The sequence below is a fragment of the Burkholderia sp. AU32262 genome (assembly GCF_020419985.1).
GTDB lineage: Bacteria > Pseudomonadota > Gammaproteobacteria > Burkholderiales > Burkholderiaceae > Burkholderia > Burkholderia semiarida.
In genome coordinates this window covers 16,381-32,888 of the sequence record NZ_JAIZRS010000006.1, presented here as the reverse complement: position 1 = coordinate 32,888, position 16,508 = coordinate 16,381, and the positions used below count along the sequence as shown (strand labels likewise).

Sequence of the window (16,508 nt, the reverse complement as noted above, 5' to 3'; positions counted from 1 at the left end):
GCACGTATCGGTCGAGAGGTATCGTGCTCGCTTGCACGACGACGGGGAGGCGAGTGCGCGTCGGCGCGTCAGGATTCGGTCGCGGCCGCGACTTCGGCCGCTTCGGTGAGCGCTTCGAGAAAGCGCGTGCGCCACCAGTGCACGTCGGTCTTGCGCATGATCGCCATCAGCGCCGCGTGACGCTGGCGGCGCTCTTCGAGCGGCATCGTGAGCGCGCGCTGGATCGCCTGCGCGGTGCCTTGCGTGTCGTACGGATTGACGAGCAGCGCCGACTTCAGTTGTTCGGCCGCACCCGCGAAACGCGACAGCACGAGCACGCCCGGGTCGGCCGCGTCTTGAGCCGCGAGGAACTCTTTCGCGACGAGATTCATCCCGTCGCGCAGCGGCGTGACGAGCGCGACCCGGCTCGCGCGGTAAAGGCCCGGCAGGCGCTTGCGCGCGACGGTGCGGTGAATGTAGCGCATCGGCATCCATTCGAGCTCGCCGTAGTCGCCGTTGATCGCGCCGCACAGGCTGTCCATCTCGCGCCGCAGGTCGTCGTACGCGCCGAGATCCTCGCGGCTCGGCGCGGCGATCTGGATCAGCGTCGCGCGGTCGCGGTTCTCCGGATACTGTTCGAGCAGCTCGCGGAATGCATGCACGCGCTGCGGCAGCCCTTTCGTGTAATCGAGCCGGTCGACGCCGACCAGCAACTGGCGCCGCGAATATTCGTCGCGCATGCGTTCGAACATGTCGAGGCCGTCGCGATCGCGCGCGAGCGACTCGAACTCGTCGACGTTGATGCCGATCGGGAACGCGCCGGCCGATAGCGTGCGGCCGAATGCCCGTAGCCGTCCGTCCGGCAACCGCGCCGCGCCGGCTTCCGCCTCGACGTAATGCTCGAAGTGGAGCAGATCCGATTCGGTCTGGAAGCCGACGAGGTCGTACGCGAACAGCGAGCGCATCAGCCATTCGTGTTCCGGGATCGCGGCCATGATCGGCGGCGGCGGCATCGGAATGTGCAGGAAGAAGCCGATCGGATTCGTGCAGCCCATCGCGCGCAGCTCGGCGGCGAGCGGAATCAGCTGATAGTCGTGCACCCAGATCACGTCGTCGGGCCGCAGCAGTGTGCGCAGCTTGCGCGCGAACAACTGGTTCACTCGCCGGTAGCCGTCGGCGAAGCGTCGGTCGAACTGCGCGAGATCGAGCCGGTAGTGAAACACCGGCCACAGCACGTTGTTCGAGTAGCCGAGGTAGTAAGCGTCGTAGTCCTGCGGATCGAGATCGACCGTCGCGAGCTGAATGCCGCCGACGTTCTGGACCTGCACGTCGTCGCCATGCGTGGGCTGATCGTCGCCGCCGCGTAGCCTGCCGCTCCAGCCGAACCAGACGCCGCCGGTTTCCTGCAGGCTGTCCTTCACGGCGACGGCGAGGCCGCCGGCCGCGGCTTTACGAGGGTCCGCGATGCGATTGGATACGACGACGAGTCGGCTCACCAGCTCTCCTGACGATTGTTGGGGGAAGGTTCGTGCGGCCTAGGCGCGAGAGGCAGACGCCGCCGTCGGCGCGCGGTGCGCGATACGACGGGGCCGCATGGCGATCGGACGGGAGTCAGGGCACGCGATTCGCCGCCCGGTCGAAAAGTGCTTTTTTTAGGATACTCGTCATTCGTGCGTTTTAAAAGTCCGTGTCGACGGACGGGGCGGGCGCCTGCCGCGCGGTATCCATGGCAGCGATACGGTAACGGGCGATGCCCGAGCGGGACCGAAACTTGCGCCGCACGGCGAACGCAGTGTGCGCAAGCCTCCGCGGCGCGTACCGGCCGACGACGCCGCGCTGCCGCGCCGCGTTCCGCTGCGTCGTCTCGTCCATCTGCGCGATCGTGAGATTCCCCTCGAAGCGCGTCGTGTTCGCCCGCAGCGGGCGCCGCGGGCCGTACGAAGGTCAGAACGTGGTGCGCAGTCCGGCCATCACGCTGCGGCCGCCTTGCGGGGCGAAGCCGCGCACGACCGACGTCGCGTAGCGAATCTCCTGGTTCGTCAGGTTGTCGCCGCGCAGGTACGCGAGCCAGTGCGTAGGCCCGACGCGGAACTTGTACGTCAGCATCACGCCGAGCGACGTGTAGCCGTCGGTGGAGAAGTCGTTGTCGGGCACGCGATGCTGCGACCACGCGTGCGTGACTTGCGCACGCGCGCCGAACGGGCCGTAGCCGTAGTCGGCTGCCAGCGTCGCGCGCAGCGGCGCGATGCGCGGCAACGGCTGACCCGTATCGACGTTGCGCGCGTGCGTGTAGTCGGCCGTCAGTTCGAGATCGACGGTATGGCCGCGCCGCGCGAATGCACGCCACTTGCCGTCCAGCTCGATGCCGTAGAACTCGGCGCGCACGCCGCGATAGATCGCCTCGTTGAGCGAGCCGTCGGTGCCGGGCGCGACCGGTTCGCCGTCGTCGTCCACCACGCGGCCGGTGTTGTATTCGGTCAGATAGTTCGAGAAGCGGTTGTAGAACACGCCGACGCTGCCGCGGTTCGGTCCGCTCGCATAGCGCAGCGACAGGTCGGTCGATACGGCCTTTTCCTTCGACGCGTTCGGGTTGCCGATCAGGAACTGGCCGGTCGCATCGTGCGGGCCGTTCGAATACAGCTCGTAGAAAGTCGGCGCGCGTTCGGTGTACGCGACGTTCGCCGCGACCGACCATACGGGCGTCAGCGAGAACAGCGCGCCGGCCGACAGGCTGCCCGCGTTGAAGTCGCGTGGCTGCGCGAGCGCGAATTTCTCCACGCCGGCCGGATCGGGATCGACCTTCACGTGCTCGAAGCGGCCGCCGAAGCTCAACTTCAGCGCCGGAACGACCTGCCATTCCTCGAGGCCGAACAGCGCGACGCTGTTGGTGCGCGTGGACGGCACGAGCATTTCGTCGCCCAGCGCCGAGAACGTGTTCTGGCCGAACTGCACGCCGATCGCGCCTTCGAACGGCCCGATCTTGCGATGGCGCGCCTCGATGCGCGCCTCGTAGCCGCGATTGCGGAAGGTGGTCGCGGTCTCGCCGTTGTCGACTTCCTTGTGGCGATAATCGGTGTAGGCGAAATCGAATTTCAGTTTCGTGAACGGCCCGCTCAGGTTGCGCACCTCGGATGCGAGCGCGAGGCGTTCCTGGCGCATCCGCAGCCGCACGTCGCTCTCCGCGACGGAGCCGTAGTTCGATTCGTAGCCGCTGTACGACAGGCCCGCGAAACCGTCCGCCCACGTGTACGACGCGCCGACCGCACCGCCGTGCACGCGGCCGTCGCTGTTCGGCACGTTGCCTTCCGGCTGCGGCGTGTCGGGGCCGTCGATCGCGCGTTGCTGGCTGCTGCGTGCGTAGCCGGGAATCCGCAGCTTGCTCGTTTCGCGATCGAACGCGTCGACGTGAAACGCGAAGCGGCCGTTGCCGCCTTCGACCTGCGCAGCGCCGGCGCGCACGGAATTCGCGCCGCCATAGCGCGCGTCGAGCGCGCCGGTCACGCCCTGGATCGCTTCGCGCGGAATCCGGTTGTCGATCGTGTTGACCACGCCGCCCACCGCATTGCCGCCGTACAGCAGCGCGGCCGGGCCGCGCACGATCTCGACGCGCTCGATCGACAGCGGATCCTGCGGCACCGCGTGGTCGTACGACAGCGACGACGCGTCATACGCCGCGACGCCGTTCTGCAGCAGCCGGATCCGGTCGCCGTCCATCCCGCGGATGATCGGACGGCCGACCATCGGCCCGTAGGTGGTGGTCGACACGCCGGGCAGCCCGTCGAGCGTTTCGCCGAGCGAATCGGCCTGGCGGCGCGTCAGCGCATCGCCGGAAAGCTGGACGGTCGGTGCGAGCGGTTCGGCGTCGCCGAGCGGGTTCGCGGTCACGAAGATCGGTGCGAGCGGCGACGATGAGGCGGCTGGCGTGCCGGGTGCGGCGGGCGCATCGGTCTGCGCGTGGGCGACGGCGGCGAACAGCATCAGCGACAGGGACGAGAGCGGGCGAAGCGGTAAGCGAGGGAGGTCGCGCATGGTCGGTGAATCGGTCGGAATCGGGATCGGATAACGAGCAATGCGGGTCACGGATAGATACGATATATTGTTGCGTCAGTGACGCGCAGTGACCCGTTGGAACATGGCTCGGCGACGCGCGGCCACCTGACTGGAACGGCCTCAGATGGACGAGCACGCGAAATGATATGTTATATCATGTCAAATTCCAAGCCGGATGACGGGATCTCGTCGGCTTTCCGTTGGAACGGTGAAGGCGCGGCGGGAACAGCGGGCGGCGTGCAATCGGCGGCTCGCGCTTGCGCGTCAAACGACGCCGATCGTGCCGAAGCCGCGTCGACCGCTGCATCCGTTCCAATGCGTTGACGCGTATCAACGCGCTCCGATTCCGAAACCGGATACTGGGTCGCTCATCGACCAGACAGGAGCAACGCATGACCCAGACCATGAAAGCGGCCGTGGTACACGCGTTCGGCGAGCCGTTGCGTATCGAGGAGGTGCCGGTCCCGACGCCGGGGCCCGGCCAGATTCTCGTCAACATCAAGGCGTCGGGCGTCTGCCATACCGATCTGCACGCGGCCGATGGCGACTGGCCCGTCAAGCCGTCGCTGCCGTTCATCCCGGGCCACGAAGGCGTGGGGATCGTCGCGGCGGTCGGCGCGGGCGTCACGCACGTGCGCGAGGGCGACCGCGTCGGCGTGCCGTGGCTCTACACGGCCTGCGGCCATTGCGAGTACTGCTGCACGGGATGGGAAACGCTGTGCCATGGCCAGCAGAACACCGGCTATTCGGTGAACGGCAGCTACGCCGAATACGTGCTGGCCGATCCCGATTACGTCGGCCAGTTGCCCGCGCAGGTGGCATTCGACGAGATCGCGCCGATCCTGTGCGCGGGCGTCACGGTCTACAAGGGCATTCGCGTCACCGATACGCGCCCGGGCCAGTGGCTCGCGATCTCCGGCATCGGCGGCCTCGGGCACGTGGCCGTGCAGTATGCGCGTGCGATGGGCCTGCACGTCGCTGCGATCGACATTTCACCCGACAAGCTCGCGCTGGCGCGGCAACTGGGTGCGCATCTGACGATCGATGCGTCGGTCGACGATCCCGCGAAAGTGATCCAGAAGGAAATTGGCGGCGCGCACGGCGTGCTGGTCACGGCCGTGTCGCGCAGCGCGTTCGCGCAGGCGCTCGGGATGGTCCGGCGCGGCGGTACGGTGGCGCTCAACGGGCTGCCGCCCGGCGATTTCCCGCTGCCGATCTTTTCGACCGTGCTGAACGGCATCACCGTGCGCGGGTCGATCGTCGGTACGCGCCGCGATCTGCAGGAGTCGCTCGATTTCGCGGCGGACGGCCTGGTGCGCGCGCATATCCATCGCGACCGGCTCGGCAACATCAACGACGTGTTCGCGAAGCTGCGGGAAGGGAAGGTCGACGGGCGCATCGTGCTCACCGACATGCATTGATGCCCACGCACGCCGCCGTGCGACGCATCGCGTCGCGGCGGCGTGACGGTCATCCGCGCATCACGGCGCGAAGAACACGTCGGTGCGGTTCGTCAGATTGCCCGCGCTCGTCTGCACGAAGAACGGATGGAACGACGACGACGGCATGACGTCGAGCCCCTGGTAGTCGCCGATGAAGAACCCTTCGGCGTTGGGCGCGAGCTTCATGTCGAACGGGCCGCCGACGCGCCGCTCGTCGGCGAACGTGGCGCCGCCGTCGTGCGAGATCTTGCGCCAGAAGCCGGTCGGCAGCGTCGTCGTGTTGCCGGCCTGCAGGTCGCGGAAGTCGTAGTGCGTGACCATCACCGCACCCGTGTTGTCGACGCGCACCGACGGATTGAACGCGGGGCGGCCGGTCGGCGTGTTCACCTGTCGCGGGGCGCTCCACGTCGCGCCGCCATCCTTCGACGTCGATATCGCGATCTCGTCGTACGTGCCGCCATTGAAGCGGCTGTCCTGCCACACGACGTAGAGCTGGCCCGATGCCGGGTCGATCGCGGGTTCCGGAATGATGTCGCCGGTGCGCACGGGTTCGCCGGTGTTCGGATCCGTGACGCCGACCGTCTGCAGCCCCGCGATGATCCGCGGCTTGGTCCACGTCGCGCCGTCGTCGGTCGACTTGACGAACGCGACCTTGCCGGCCGCCTTGCCGAACGGCGGCTGGATCAGGTCGAAGAAATCGTAGAGCGTGCCGCTCTTCGGATCGACGACGATCTGGTTGCCGATCGTCTGCTGGCGCGACGGCACGTTGACGATGACCTTCGCGGCGCTCCACGTCTTGCCGCCGTCGGTCGTCTTCGAGAACAGCGTGGGCCCGCGGTACGCCTGCGTGTGCAGGTTCGCGTACGGGTTGCCGTTCGGCAGTTCGAGACGGTCCCATACCGCGTATGCGGTGCCGGCCTTCACCGGGTTGGCCGTCACCGATTCCTTGTCGTTGAAGAACTGCGTCGTCGGCTCGTCGTTCGCGATCAGCACGGCCGGGCTGCTCCACGTCTGTCCGCCGTCGGTCGACACCGACGCGCCCACCGCGTTGCCGTTGTTCGACTGGTTGAACGAGATCGACACCGAGTACGCGGTGCCGTCCGGCCCGAACGAGACCCATGGATCGGACGCGCGTTCGTACTTGAGCCCGCCCGGCGCGCAGGCGCTGAACGGCTGCGGCGTGCGCGCCCAGGTCGCGCCGGCGTCGAACGTATAGCCGGCGACGAGCCCGTGGGCGCCGCCGTTCGACCAGCGGTCCTGCTGCCACACGCCGATCATGTTGTTCGGGTTCGCCGGATTGACCGCGAGCCACGGTTCGACTTCTGCATTCACGTAGTTGGTGCCCGGGCCGCCGATGGTGCACGCGGCGAACGGGCTCGGCCCGGACACGACGACGGGCTCGGCGTGCGCCGCGGCGGCGGCCAGCGCCATCGCGGCGGACAGGCGGGTAACAAGCGGATGGGACGCGATCATGCGTCGCATGGACGACTCCTCGGTGAGGTGCGGAGGCGATGGCGGGGCACGACGAGACGACACCGGTGCGGCCGGTCGTGCCGCACGCGTCGTTACGTGCCGTTCAGCATGCCGTTTCAGCCATCGCGATCCGCGTGCGCTGGATGCCGCCAGCGCTTCGGTCAAGACTCCTCTTCGTTTTCCTTGCTTGTCGGCTGTGTCTGCGATGTCGACCCGTCGGGAAAGCCAGTCCGGGCATGCGACGAATGTGTCGAAGTGGATTGCAATGTAGGCGATTCGAATGTCGCGCGACAGGCGGTTTTTTGTAACAGGACGTAGCCGGAAAGCGTTGCCGGAAGCGGGCGTCCGGCACGCAAGATTTGCCGTTGCGGCGACATGAAAATCGAATCGAAAACGCGAATCGCAATCGCTTGCGATCGATGCCGGCACGAGCCGGTCGCGCGCGTGTGAAGCGCCGTTCAGCGCTCCGCCGGAAACCGCTCCTGCAATGCATGCAGCCAGCGGGCGACGACGTCGAGTTCGTCATCGGAAAACCCGTCGCAGAGCTTGCCGTTGAGTTCGCGCAGCAGCACGCGCGCACGCTTGAGGGCCGCGTGGCCTGCGTCGGTCAGGTATAGCCGCGTCGCGCGGCCGTCGTCCGAATCGGCATGGCGCGTGATGAGGCCGGCCTTCGCCATCCGGTCGGCGAGCCCCGTCATCGCGGACGGCGCGAGCTGCAGCGCGGCGCCGACTTCGCCGATCAGCGCGCCGTCCTGCTTCGCGAGGCAGAACAGCGCGCCGGCCTGCGCGGCGCTCGCGCGCGTGTCGGTTTCGGCCTTGCGGTCGATCCAGCGCTGCACGCGCCGCTGGCCGATGTTCAACAGGAAAAACAGTCGTCGGTCTTCGCTCAAGCTGGGTTCCCGGCTGCAATGGAAAGGGGGGGGCGGCCCGCGGTGCGCGGCGTGTCGAGCGCCTGCGCGAGCCAGTCGGCGACGTCGGGCCACAGCACCGCGCCGGGCCGGCTCCGAAAGAAGCCCATGTGCCCGACCGGGCCGCTGCCCGCCGCGCGCGGATCGATCTGGCGGCGTTCGACCTTCGCGCGGGTCAGATAGCTTACCAGCAGGCCGATCGCGGCCGGATTCGCCCACGGATCGTCGTCGAAGCCGAGCGCGAGGATCGGCAAGCGCTGCTTCGAGAAGCGCTCGGCCGCGCCGAGCGTCGGATCGTCGAAGAAGTAGTGCGGCAGCGTCGTCCAGCGGCTCCATTCGCGGAACACGCCGGCCGGCAGATCCTCGCCGAGCCCAAGCCGCCTGCCGGGCACGTAGCCGAGCAGTGCGGACGTCAGCGGGCCGAGCACGCGCAGGATCAGCCGCACCTTCAGGCGTTCGGCCGCCCGCGCGATCAGCCGCGTGCTGCCCGCGTGCGCGGCGACCAGCACGGCCGCGCGCAGATGCGTCGTCGCGCCGGACAGCCCGATCGCATGTCCGCCGACGCTATGGCCGACCGCCAGCAGCGGCAGCCCTTCATGCGTGTGCCGGGCCCAAGCGGTCGCGGCGCCGACGTCGAGCTCCATCCAGTCGCGCATGCGGGCCTGCAGCGCGCCCAGACGCGCGGGCCGCGATGCGCCGATGCCGCGATAGTCGTAGGTCAGCGCCGCGAAACCGCGCTCCGTCAGGAAGCGCGCGAAGCCTGCATACAGCCGCTCGGGCACGGCCGTCGCCGGATGGATCAGCACCAGCGCGCGCGGCGGCGCATGCGGCGACCACAGCGTGCCGTGCAGCACATAGCCGTCGGCGGCGGAAAACTCGATGGGTTGGGCGGTCATGGCGTCCTCGTTCGGGCAGTTGTTTCGTATGCGAAATATAGTGTGGGATTTATTTCGTGCACGAAATATCCATCGAGGAATCATTCGAATTTCACGTGGCGGCCGTGGTGCGGCGAGCCCCGGGCATGCACGCGTAATTCATAAAATATTTGCATCTTTACATAGAAGAATATTGCGTTTGTGTCATGAAGTGGATCGACGTATCTTCACCGGTTCCATCCGTTGCGCCGGCGGTTTCGCACGGCGGACCATAGGGCGTCGCCGTCGCAAGGCCGCCCGCCAACCTTCCGGGAGATCATGTTGCCGAGCCGAATCGTCACGGCGCTCTTGCTGGCGCTCGCCGCGCAGCCAGGCATCGCCAAAGACACCGTCACGCTGCGCGTGGGTGAACAGAACTACTTCAACATCCAGGCGTCGATGGAAGCATCCGGCGTGCTGAAGGACCTGCCTTACACGATCGAGTGGAAGCACTTCCAGGCCGCCGCGCCGGTGGCCGAAAGCCTGAACGGCAACGCGATCGACCTCGGCTTCCTCGGCGATTCCGCGCTGCTCACGCTGGCCGCGCGCGGCGCGCCGGTCAAGGTCGTCGCCGTGTCGCGGCAGAGCCTCGACGGCGTCGCGATCCTCGTGCCGAAGCACTCGCCGGTGCGGACCGTGGCCGACCTGCAGGGCAAGACCATCGCGGTATGGCGCGGCGCCTGGAGCCAGCAGCTCGTGCTGCGCGCGCTCGAACACGCGGGCCTGCGCGCCGATTCGGTGAAGTACGCGTACCTGATGCCGATCGACGCGACCAACGCGCTCGCGAACGGTTCGGTCGACGCGGTGTCGCTGTGGGAGCCGTTCGTCAGCACGCTCGCATTGCGGCAAGGCGCGCGCCCCGTAGCGACCGCGCAAGGGCTGATGCCGGCGCTGAGCTTCGTCGCCGCGAACGAGCAGGCCGCGTCGGGCAAGCGCGCCGAGATCACCGATTTCCTGCGGCGCGTGGTGGTGGCGCGCCAGTGGGTCGACACTCATCCGCGCGAGTACGCGGACCTGTGGGCGAAGCGCGCGAAGCTCGAACCCGACGTCGCGTATCGCTGGCTCGACAACGCGAAACAACGCGTCGGCCCGGTCGACGAAACGGCCGCGAAGGATGCGCAGAACACGGCCGATTTCCTGTACAAGGCCGGCGTGATTCCGGCCGCGTACGACACGTCGAAGCTGCTCGACCGCTCGTATGCGGGCGCGTTCGCCGCGCCCGCGCAAAAGACGGCAGCCGCGCAGTGACCGGGCGGCCCGCGTCACGATTGCAGCGATTCCCGCGATTCCTGATCGACATACCCAAGGACATCCCGACATGCCAGTCGACATCATCGGCATGATCACCGCGACACCCGGCGCGGAGGTCGACGTACCGGGCGGCGCGGCCGTCCAGCCCGACTACGTGCGCCGCTTCGCGCGGGCGCACGAGGCCGCCGGTTTCGACCAGATCCTGATCGGCCATTTCAGCAACGCGGCGGACGGCTTCATCGTCGCGTCGTTCGCGGCCGCCGCGACCGAACGCATCCGCCTGCTGCTCGCGCACCGGCCGGGCGTGATCGTGCCGTCGGCCGCCGCGCGGCAGATAGCGACGCTCGACGTGTTCAGCGGCGGCAGGCTGGCGCTGAACGTGGTGTCCGGCGGCGACGATGCGGACCTGCAGCGCGACGGCGATTTCGTGCCGCACGATGCGCGCTACCGCCGCACCGGCGAATATCTCGACGTGCTGAAACGGATCTGGCTGGCCGATGCGCCGGTCGATCACGACGGCCCGTTCTATCGGCTGCGCGGTGCGTCGCCGGTCGTGAAGGGCGCGCAACGACCGCATGTGCCGATCTATTTCGGCGGCTCGTCGCCGGCTGCGCTCGCGGTCGCGGGCGAGCATGCGGATGTCTACATGACGTGGGGCGAGCCGCTCGACGCGGTGCGCGAGCAGATCGCGCGCGTGCGGGCCGCCGCCGCGCCGTTCGGGCGTGTGCCGCGCATCAGCGTGTCGTTCCGGCCGATCGTCGCCGATACCGAGGCGGCCGCGTGGGAGAAAGCGGAGGCGATCCGCGAGCGCGTGCGTGCGGCGCGGCTTGCGAACGGCCAGCCGATCGACGGCCACGCGCCGCAGAATGCGGGCTCGCAGCGGCTGATGGCGGCCGCCGCGCAGGGCGACGTGCTTGACGAGCGGCTGTGGATGGGTGTCGCGAACCTGACCGGCGCACGCTGGAATTCGACCGCGCTGGTCGGCACGCCGGAACAGGTTGCGCGAGCGCTGGGCGCGTATTACCGGCTCGGCGTCTCGACGTTCCTGATTCGCGGTTTCGATCCGCTCGACGATGCGCTGGCCTACGGGCGCGACCTGATCCCGGCGATTCACGCGCACGTTGCGGAACTCGATCGCTCTCGGTCCGCGGTGCCCGCGTAGGGGAACGACAAGTCAATCGAATCGCCCCGGTATGTCCGTGACGACATGCCGGGGCGATGGTTTTGAACGAAACGCTCAGAACGACGGCAACCCCGGCGGATTGGTCTCCGCCCGCGCGATCGCCTCGCTCTGCAAACCCCAGCGCGCGAGCGCCTGCCCGTAGCGGCCGTTGCCGATCAGCGCGTTGGTCGCGAGCGTCAGCGCGGGCGCGAGCCCGCCGCCGCGACGCGTCGCGATCGCGACGTCCGCATTCGCCGGCCAGCCCGCATTGACGACGCCGACGCGGCGGATCTTGCCGGTGCGCGCGGCCTCGTACGCGAGCGATGCGTTCGGGTTCAGCTCCGCATCGGCCCGGCCCGACAGCAGCGCGACGCGCGCGGTCGCATCGTCGTCGAAATAGAGCAGCTCGGCCGGCTTCAACCCCTGCGCGACGTTGCGCTTGCTCCATTCGAGCAGGATGCGCTCCTGGCTCGTGCCGGCGCCGGTGATGATGCGCAAACCCGCGACGTCCTTCGGCTCCGCGATCTTCGCGATCGGGCTGCCGGTGCGCACGTAGAAGCCGTGCAGCCCGAGCCGGTAGGTCGTGAAATCGTATTTCTCCTTGCGCTTCTCGGTCACGCCGACGTTCGAGATCACCGCATCGTATTTGCCGGACGTCAGCCCGAGCGGCCAGTCGGCCCACGCGATCGGCACCAGCACGAGCGTGCGGCCGAGTGTGTCCGCGACCAATTGCGCATAGTCGGGATCGGCGCCGACCACGGTGCGCGCGTCGGTCGCATAGGTCGACACGGGCGGCGCGTGCGGTGAAATCGCGACCGTGAACGCGCCGTCGCGCACCCAGCGGTAGCCGCTGGCCGCACGGATGGCCGCGTCGTCGGGGCCGGCGCGCAGGCGGCCGGCCTGGCGCGGGTCGAGGTCGGCCGTGGCGGCCGCCGCCCGCGCCGCATGCCACGGCAGGCCCGATGCCGCGGCCAGCGCGGCCGTGATGAACTGGCGTCGATCGGTCATCGTGCGGCACCTCGCGAGTCGGGAGCGGCGCGCATCACAGCACCCGCGACAGGAACGCGCGGGTGCGCGCATGCGCCGGCGCGTCGAGCACGACGGCGGGCGGCCCGGCCTCGACGATGCGCCCGCGCTCCATGAACAGCACGTTGTCCGCGACTTCGCGCGCGAAGCCGATCTCGTGCGTGACGATCACGAGCGTCGTGCCCGAGCGCGCGAGCTCCTTGATCACGTCGAGCACTTCGTTGACGAGTTCGGGATCGAGCGCCGACGTCGGCTCGTCGAACAGCAGCACCTTCGGACGCAACGCAAGCGCCCGCGCGATCGCGACGCGTTGCTGCTGGCCGCCGGACAACTGGCGCGGGTACGCGTCGGCCTTGTCCGCGAGGCCGACCCGTGCGAGCAGCGTACGCGCGGTGTGCTCGGCCGCATCGCGCGTCACGCCGGCGACGGCGACCGGCGCTTCGATCAGGTTCTCGAGCACCGTCAGGTGCGGGAACAGGTTGAAGTTCTGGAACACCATGCCGACGGCCGTGCGCCGCTTCAGCACGTCGCGCTCCTTCAGCTCGTGCAGCACGTCGCCGTCGCGGAGATAGCCGATCAGTTCGCCGTCGATGTCGATGAAACCGTCGTCGACGCGTTCGAGATGGTTGATCGTGCGCAGCAGCGTCGATTTGCCGGAGCCCGACGGCCCGACGATCACGGTCACGCTGCCGCGCGGCGCGACGAACGACACGTTGTCGAGCACGCGCTGCATGCCGAACTGCTTCGACACGCCATGCACGGCCACTTCGCCGCCGGTGCGCGAGACGGCCGCAGCGGTATCGGCATGCGTGCCGGCATTGCTGTGTGCACGAGCGATCGAGACCGCGCGGCGCGACGCGACACGCCGCCACAGCCGGCCGAGGCGCGCGAGCGCGAACGTGACCACCGACGGCGGCGGATTGCGCAGCGCGCCGCGTGCATAGTGCCGCTCGACCTGCACCTGGATCGCGGACAGCACGGTCAGGATGATCAGGTACCAGACGGTCGCGACCATCAGCAGCGGAATCACTTCGAGGTTGCGGCGATAGATCACCTGCACCGTGTAGAACAGCTCGGGCATCGCGAGCACGTACACCATCGACGTGCCTTTCGCGAGCGTGATCAGGTCGTTGAACGCGGTCGGCAGGATCGCGCGCATCGCCTGCGGCAGCACGATCCGCGAGGTCTGGCGGCCGCGCGGCAGACCGAGCGCGGCGGCGGCTTCGAGCTGCCCCTGATCGACCGCGAGAATGCCGCCGCGGATCACTTCCGCGGAAAACGCCGCGTGGTTCAGCGTGAGGCCGAGCACGGCCGCGAGGAACGGGCTGATCAGGTCGGTCGTCGGCGTGTCGAACCACACGATGTCGGTGAACGGCACACCGAGCCGCACGTGCTCGTACAGGTAGCCGAGGTTGTTCAGGATCAGCAGCAGCACGATCAGCGGAATCGAGCGGAACAGCCACACGAAGGTCCACGCGCTGGCGGACAGCAGGCGCGAACGCGACAGCCGCGCCAGCGCGACGAACGCGCCGAGTACAAAGCCGAACACCGCGCCGAGCAGCGTCAGCACCAGCGTGCGCGCGAGCCCCGACAGCACGGGCGGCGACAGGAACCATTCGGCGAACACCGGCCAGCCCCATTGCGGGTTGCCGAGGATCGAATGCAGCGTGATCGCGATCAGCGCGAGCGCGAGCACGGTGCCGGCCGTGCGCGACCGGTGGCGCGCGGGCACGATCCGCAAACGCGTGCCGGGCCCGCGTGCGCCGGGGGAAGAGAGCGGCGGCAGCGCGCCGCCGAGGTGGGTCGTGTCGCTCATGTCGTTGGCATCCTCGAATCGGTCGATCGGCGGGCGCGCCGCGCACGGGCGGCGCGGCGCGTCAGGCGTGCGCTACGGCGGCCGTTTCCCGGGCGGCGGCGGCGGGCGTCGCGTAGCGGCTCGCCTTGCGCGGCAGGCCGAGGTGGTCGCGCAGCGTGGCGCCGGGCAGGTCGCGGCTGTAGCGGCCGCGCGCCTCGAGCACCGGGATCACGAGCTCGATGAAATCGTCGACGCCCTGCGCCTGCACCGGAAAGCCGAGGATGAAGCCGTCGCCCGCGCCTGCGTCGTGCCAGCGGATCAGCTCGTCGGCGACGTGCTCGGCCGTGCCGATGAAGTTCGGGCGCGGCGTCGCGACCGCGAGCGCCGTCTCGCGCAGCGACAGGCCCTTGCGCTTCGCATCGGCCTTGATCCGGTCGGTGGTCGAGCGGAAGCTGTTGCGGCCGAGCTCGCCGAGTTCCGGGAACGGCGCGTCGAGCGCGTACTGCGTGAAATCGTGGTGATCGAAATAGCGGCCGAGGTACGCGAGCGCCTCGTCGATCGTCAGCAGGTCGCGGATCGCCTGGTATTTGTCCTCCGCTTCGGCGGCCGTGCGGCCGACAATCGGCCCGACGCCGGGGAAGATCTTCACGTCGTCGGCCTGCCGCCCGTGCTCGATCGCGCTCTGTTTCACGCGCCGCGTGAACGCGGCCGTTTCCTCGATCGACGGCGAATGCGTGAACACGGCATCCGCGTATTTGCCCGCGAGGCCGATGCCGGTATCGGACGAGCCGGCCTGGAAGATCACCGGCTGCCCCTGCGGCGAGCGCTGGATGTTCAGCGGGCCCGCGACCTGGAAGAAGCGCCCGTGATGATCGAGCGTATGCAGCTTGTCGCGATCGAAGAAGCGGCCGGTCGCGCGGTCGCGCACGAAAGCATCGTCGTCCCAACTGTCCCACAGGCCCTGCACGACCTCGAGGTATTCGTCGGCGATCTCGTAGCGCAGTTCGTGATCGGGATGCGCCTTGCCGTAATTCTTCGCGGTGCCTTCGAGCGGCGTCGTCACGACGTTCCAGCCCGCGCGCCCGCCGCTGATCGCGTCGAGCGACGCGAGCTGGCGCGCGACCGTGAACGGCTCGCTGTACGACGTCGAGATCGTGCCCGCGAGCCCGATTTTCTTCGTCGCGACCGCGAGCGCCGACAGCACCGTCAGCGGCTCGAAGCGGTTCAGGAAGTGCGGGATCGACTTCTCGTTGATGTAGAGGCCGTCCGCGACGAACGCGAACGCGATGCCGGCGGCTTCCGCCTTGCGCGCGACGCCGATCGCGAAGTCGAGGTTGATGCTGGCATCCGGCGGGTTGCTCGGATGCCGCCATGCGTTCATGTGGCTGCCTGCGCCTTGCAGCATCAGGCCGAAGGGGATCGATCGTCGGGTCGTCATGATGGGAGCGTCATGCGTTCTGGTCGGGGGAGAGGGAGCGGTCGGCCGTGAGGGCCGCCTGCAACGGGGTGGTGGACAGCGCGCCGCCCAGCCATTCGACCGACGCGAGCCGCGCCGCGTAGTCGGTGACCGGCGAATCGATCACGAACGCATCGACGTCGAGCTGCCGGCTCAATGCGTCGAGCGCGCGGTGGATGCGCTCGGGCGTATCGGCGAGTACCGTCGGGCGCAACTCGTCGATCCGGTAGTCGGACGCGCCACTTTGCCGCGCGAATTCCGCGGCCGCTTGTGCACTGGCGAGGTTGAAGCTCTGGCCGCCCGCGAACTGCAGCTTGAAAATCTTCAGCGGCCCGATCAGTTGCTCGGCCTCGTCGCGCGTCGGCGCGGCGACCGCGTACAGCGCGACGAGCGGCTTCTCGCCGCCCGCGCCGCGGTATGCGTCGAGCGAGCGTTCGAGATTCGCGTCGTCGCCGTTGAAATGGCCCGCGTAGCAGAAGCGCCAGCCGTTGCGTGCGGCGAGCGCGCCGCTGTCCGGCGAGCCGCCGAGCAGGATGCGTTCGGGCAACTGCGGCGGCGCCGGCATCGCCACCGCGCCGGCGAGCGGATGATCTTCGGCCACGCCCCAGCGGAGAAACGCGTCGAGTTCCGCGAGCTGACCCGCGAAATCGGGCTTGCGCGCCTTGTCGTGGAACCACTGCAGCGCGCGCGTGGTCAGCGGCAGCCCGCCGGGCGCCTTGCCGATGCCGAGATCGACGCGGCCCGGCGCGAGCGCGGCCAGCAGCTTGAATGTCTCGGCGACCTTGAACGGGCTGTAATGCTGCAGCATCACGCCGCCGGAGCCGATGCGGATGCGCGACGTGTGCGCGAGCAGGTGCGCGACGACGATCTCCGGCGCCGAGCTGGCGAACCCCGGCGTGCCGTGATGTTCGGCAACCCAGAAGCGCGCGTAGCCGAGCTGTTCCGCGCGTTGCGCGAGCGTCGTGGTGAAGCGCAGCGCATCGGCGGCGGTCGCGCCGTCGGCAATCGGACTCTTGTCCAGCAGCGAAAGCGAATAAGACATGGTGAGCGAC

The 16,508-nt window shown here is 68.7% G+C and carries 13 protein-coding genes; 3 read left to right on the top strand and 10 right to left on the bottom strand.

Annotated features, from left to right (window positions below):
• Positions 1–68 precede the first annotated feature (68 nt).
• The 3 genes from otsA to LGN10_RS08720 form a co-directional block, all read right to left on the bottom strand.
• The gene (gene otsA / locus LGN10_RS08730; RefSeq protein WP_059574355.1) at positions 69–1,475 is read right to left on the bottom strand and encodes an alpha,alpha-trehalose-phosphate synthase (UDP-forming); all 1,407 of its coding nucleotides are present in this window, start codon (positions 1,473–1,475) and stop codon (positions 69–71) included.
• A gap of 181 nt (positions 1,476–1,656) precedes the next feature.
• The gene (locus LGN10_RS08725) at positions 1,657–1,851 is read right to left on the bottom strand and encodes a hypothetical protein (protein ID WP_059574356.1); all 195 of its coding nucleotides are present in this window, start codon (positions 1,849–1,851) and stop codon (positions 1,657–1,659) included.
• A 72-nt stretch (positions 1,852–1,923) separates the two neighbouring features.
• Positions 1,924–4,008 carry a TonB-dependent receptor gene (locus LGN10_RS08720; protein ID WP_226222842.1) on the bottom strand — a complete coding sequence of 695 codons (2,085 nt, stop codon included), beginning with the start codon at positions 4,006–4,008 and terminating at the stop codon, positions 1,924–1,926.
• A 413-nt stretch (positions 4,009–4,421) separates the two neighbouring features.
• Here LGN10_RS08720 and adhP point away from each other — a divergent pair, with 413 nt between their 5' ends.
• Entirely contained in the window at positions 4,422–5,450 is a 1,029-nt protein-coding gene (adhP, locus tag LGN10_RS08715) for an alcohol dehydrogenase AdhP (RefSeq protein WP_060310922.1), read from the top strand.
• Between the two features lie 60 nt (positions 5,451–5,510).
• On the opposite strand, the gene LGN10_RS08710 is transcribed toward adhP, so the two are convergent.
• From LGN10_RS08710 to LGN10_RS08700, 3 genes are all read right to left on the bottom strand, one after another.
• Positions 5,511–6,953: a sialidase family protein gene (locus tag LGN10_RS08710; protein WP_226222840.1), complete on the bottom strand. Its 1,443-nt coding sequence runs from the start codon at positions 6,951–6,953 to the stop codon at positions 5,511–5,513.
• Positions 6,954–7,402: 449 nt separating this feature from the next.
• Positions 7,403–7,834: a MarR family winged helix-turn-helix transcriptional regulator gene (locus LGN10_RS08705; protein ID WP_059574360.1), complete on the bottom strand. Its 432-nt coding sequence runs from the start codon at positions 7,832–7,834 to the stop codon at positions 7,403–7,405.
• Positions 7,831–8,748: a serine aminopeptidase domain-containing protein gene (locus tag LGN10_RS08700; protein WP_226222838.1), complete on the bottom strand. Its 918-nt coding sequence runs from the start codon at positions 8,746–8,748 to the stop codon at positions 7,831–7,833. The genes LGN10_RS08705 and LGN10_RS08700 overlap by 4 nt, the downstream gene beginning before the upstream one ends.
• A 297-nt stretch (positions 8,749–9,045) precedes the next feature.
• On the opposite strand from LGN10_RS08700, the gene LGN10_RS08695 reads away from it, so the two are divergent.
• Together LGN10_RS08695 and LGN10_RS08690 are read left to right on the top strand one after the other, a co-directional pair.
• Positions 9,046–10,014 (top strand): ABC transporter substrate-binding protein, encoded by a 969-nt coding sequence (locus LGN10_RS08695; protein WP_059574362.1) that lies wholly within the window; start codon positions 9,046–9,048, stop codon positions 10,012–10,014.
• A gap of 70 nt (positions 10,015–10,084) precedes the next feature.
• The gene (locus tag LGN10_RS08690) at positions 10,085–11,179 is read left to right on the top strand and encodes an LLM class flavin-dependent oxidoreductase (protein WP_226222829.1); all 1,095 of its coding nucleotides are present in this window, start codon (positions 10,085–10,087) and stop codon (positions 11,177–11,179) included.
• Between the two features lie 75 nt (positions 11,180–11,254).
• On the opposite strand, the gene LGN10_RS08685 is transcribed toward LGN10_RS08690, so the two are convergent.
• From LGN10_RS08685 to LGN10_RS08670, 4 genes are all read right to left on the bottom strand, one after another.
• A complete protein-coding gene (locus LGN10_RS08685) occupies positions 11,255–12,187 on the bottom strand; it encodes an ABC transporter substrate-binding protein (protein ID WP_226222827.1) in 933 nt (310 codons plus the stop codon).
• Positions 12,188–12,221: 34 nt separating this feature from the next.
• A complete protein-coding gene (locus LGN10_RS08680; protein ID WP_226222825.1) occupies positions 12,222–14,021 on the bottom strand; it encodes an amino acid ABC transporter permease/ATP-binding protein in 1,800 nt (599 codons plus the stop codon).
• Positions 14,022–14,082: 61 nt separating this feature from the next.
• Entirely contained in the window at positions 14,083–15,438 is a 1,356-nt protein-coding gene (locus LGN10_RS08675) for an LLM class flavin-dependent oxidoreductase (RefSeq protein ID WP_226222823.1), read from the bottom strand.
• Between the two features lie 10 nt (positions 15,439–15,448).
• A complete protein-coding gene (locus tag LGN10_RS08670) occupies positions 15,449–16,498 on the bottom strand; it encodes an LLM class flavin-dependent oxidoreductase (RefSeq protein ID WP_226222821.1) in 1,050 nt (349 codons plus the stop codon).
• Positions 16,499–16,508: the final 10 nt, after the last annotated feature.

Bases quoted from the DNA above. Each gene is read 5' to 3' on its own strand.
- LGN10_RS08725 (WP_059574356.1), bottom strand. From the start codon at position 1,851: ATGGACGAGACGACGCAGCGGAACGCGGCGCGGCAGCGCGGCGTCGTC.
- LGN10_RS08720 (WP_226222842.1), bottom strand. From the start codon at position 4,008: ATGCGCGACCTCCCTCGCTTACCGCTTCGCCCGCTCTCGTCCCTGTCG.
- adhP (WP_060310922.1), top strand. From the start codon at position 4,422: ATGACCCAGACCATGAAAGCGGCCGTGGTACACGCGTTCGGCGAGCCG.
- LGN10_RS08710 (WP_226222840.1), bottom strand. From the start codon at position 6,953: ATGCGACGCATGATCGCGTCCCATCCGCTTGTTACCCGCCTGTCCGCC.
- LGN10_RS08700 (WP_226222838.1), bottom strand. From the start codon at position 8,748: ATGACCGCCCAACCCATCGAGTTTTCCGCCGCCGACGGCTATGTGCTG.
- LGN10_RS08695 (WP_059574362.1), top strand. From the start codon at position 9,046: ATGTTGCCGAGCCGAATCGTCACGGCGCTCTTGCTGGCGCTCGCCGCG.
- LGN10_RS08690 (WP_226222829.1), top strand. From the start codon at position 10,085: ATGCCAGTCGACATCATCGGCATGATCACCGCGACACCCGGCGCGGAG.
- LGN10_RS08685 (WP_226222827.1), bottom strand. From the start codon at position 12,187: ATGACCGATCGACGCCAGTTCATCACGGCCGCGCTGGCCGCGGCATCG.
- LGN10_RS08680 (WP_226222825.1), bottom strand. From the start codon at position 14,021: ATGAGCGACACGACCCACCTCGGCGGCGCGCTGCCGCCGCTCTCTTCC.
- LGN10_RS08675 (WP_226222823.1), bottom strand. From the start codon at position 15,438: ATGACGACCCGACGATCGATCCCCTTCGGCCTGATGCTGCAAGGCGCA.
- LGN10_RS08670 (WP_226222821.1), bottom strand. From the start codon at position 16,498: ATGTCTTATTCGCTTTCGCTGCTGGACAAGAGTCCGATTGCCGACGGC.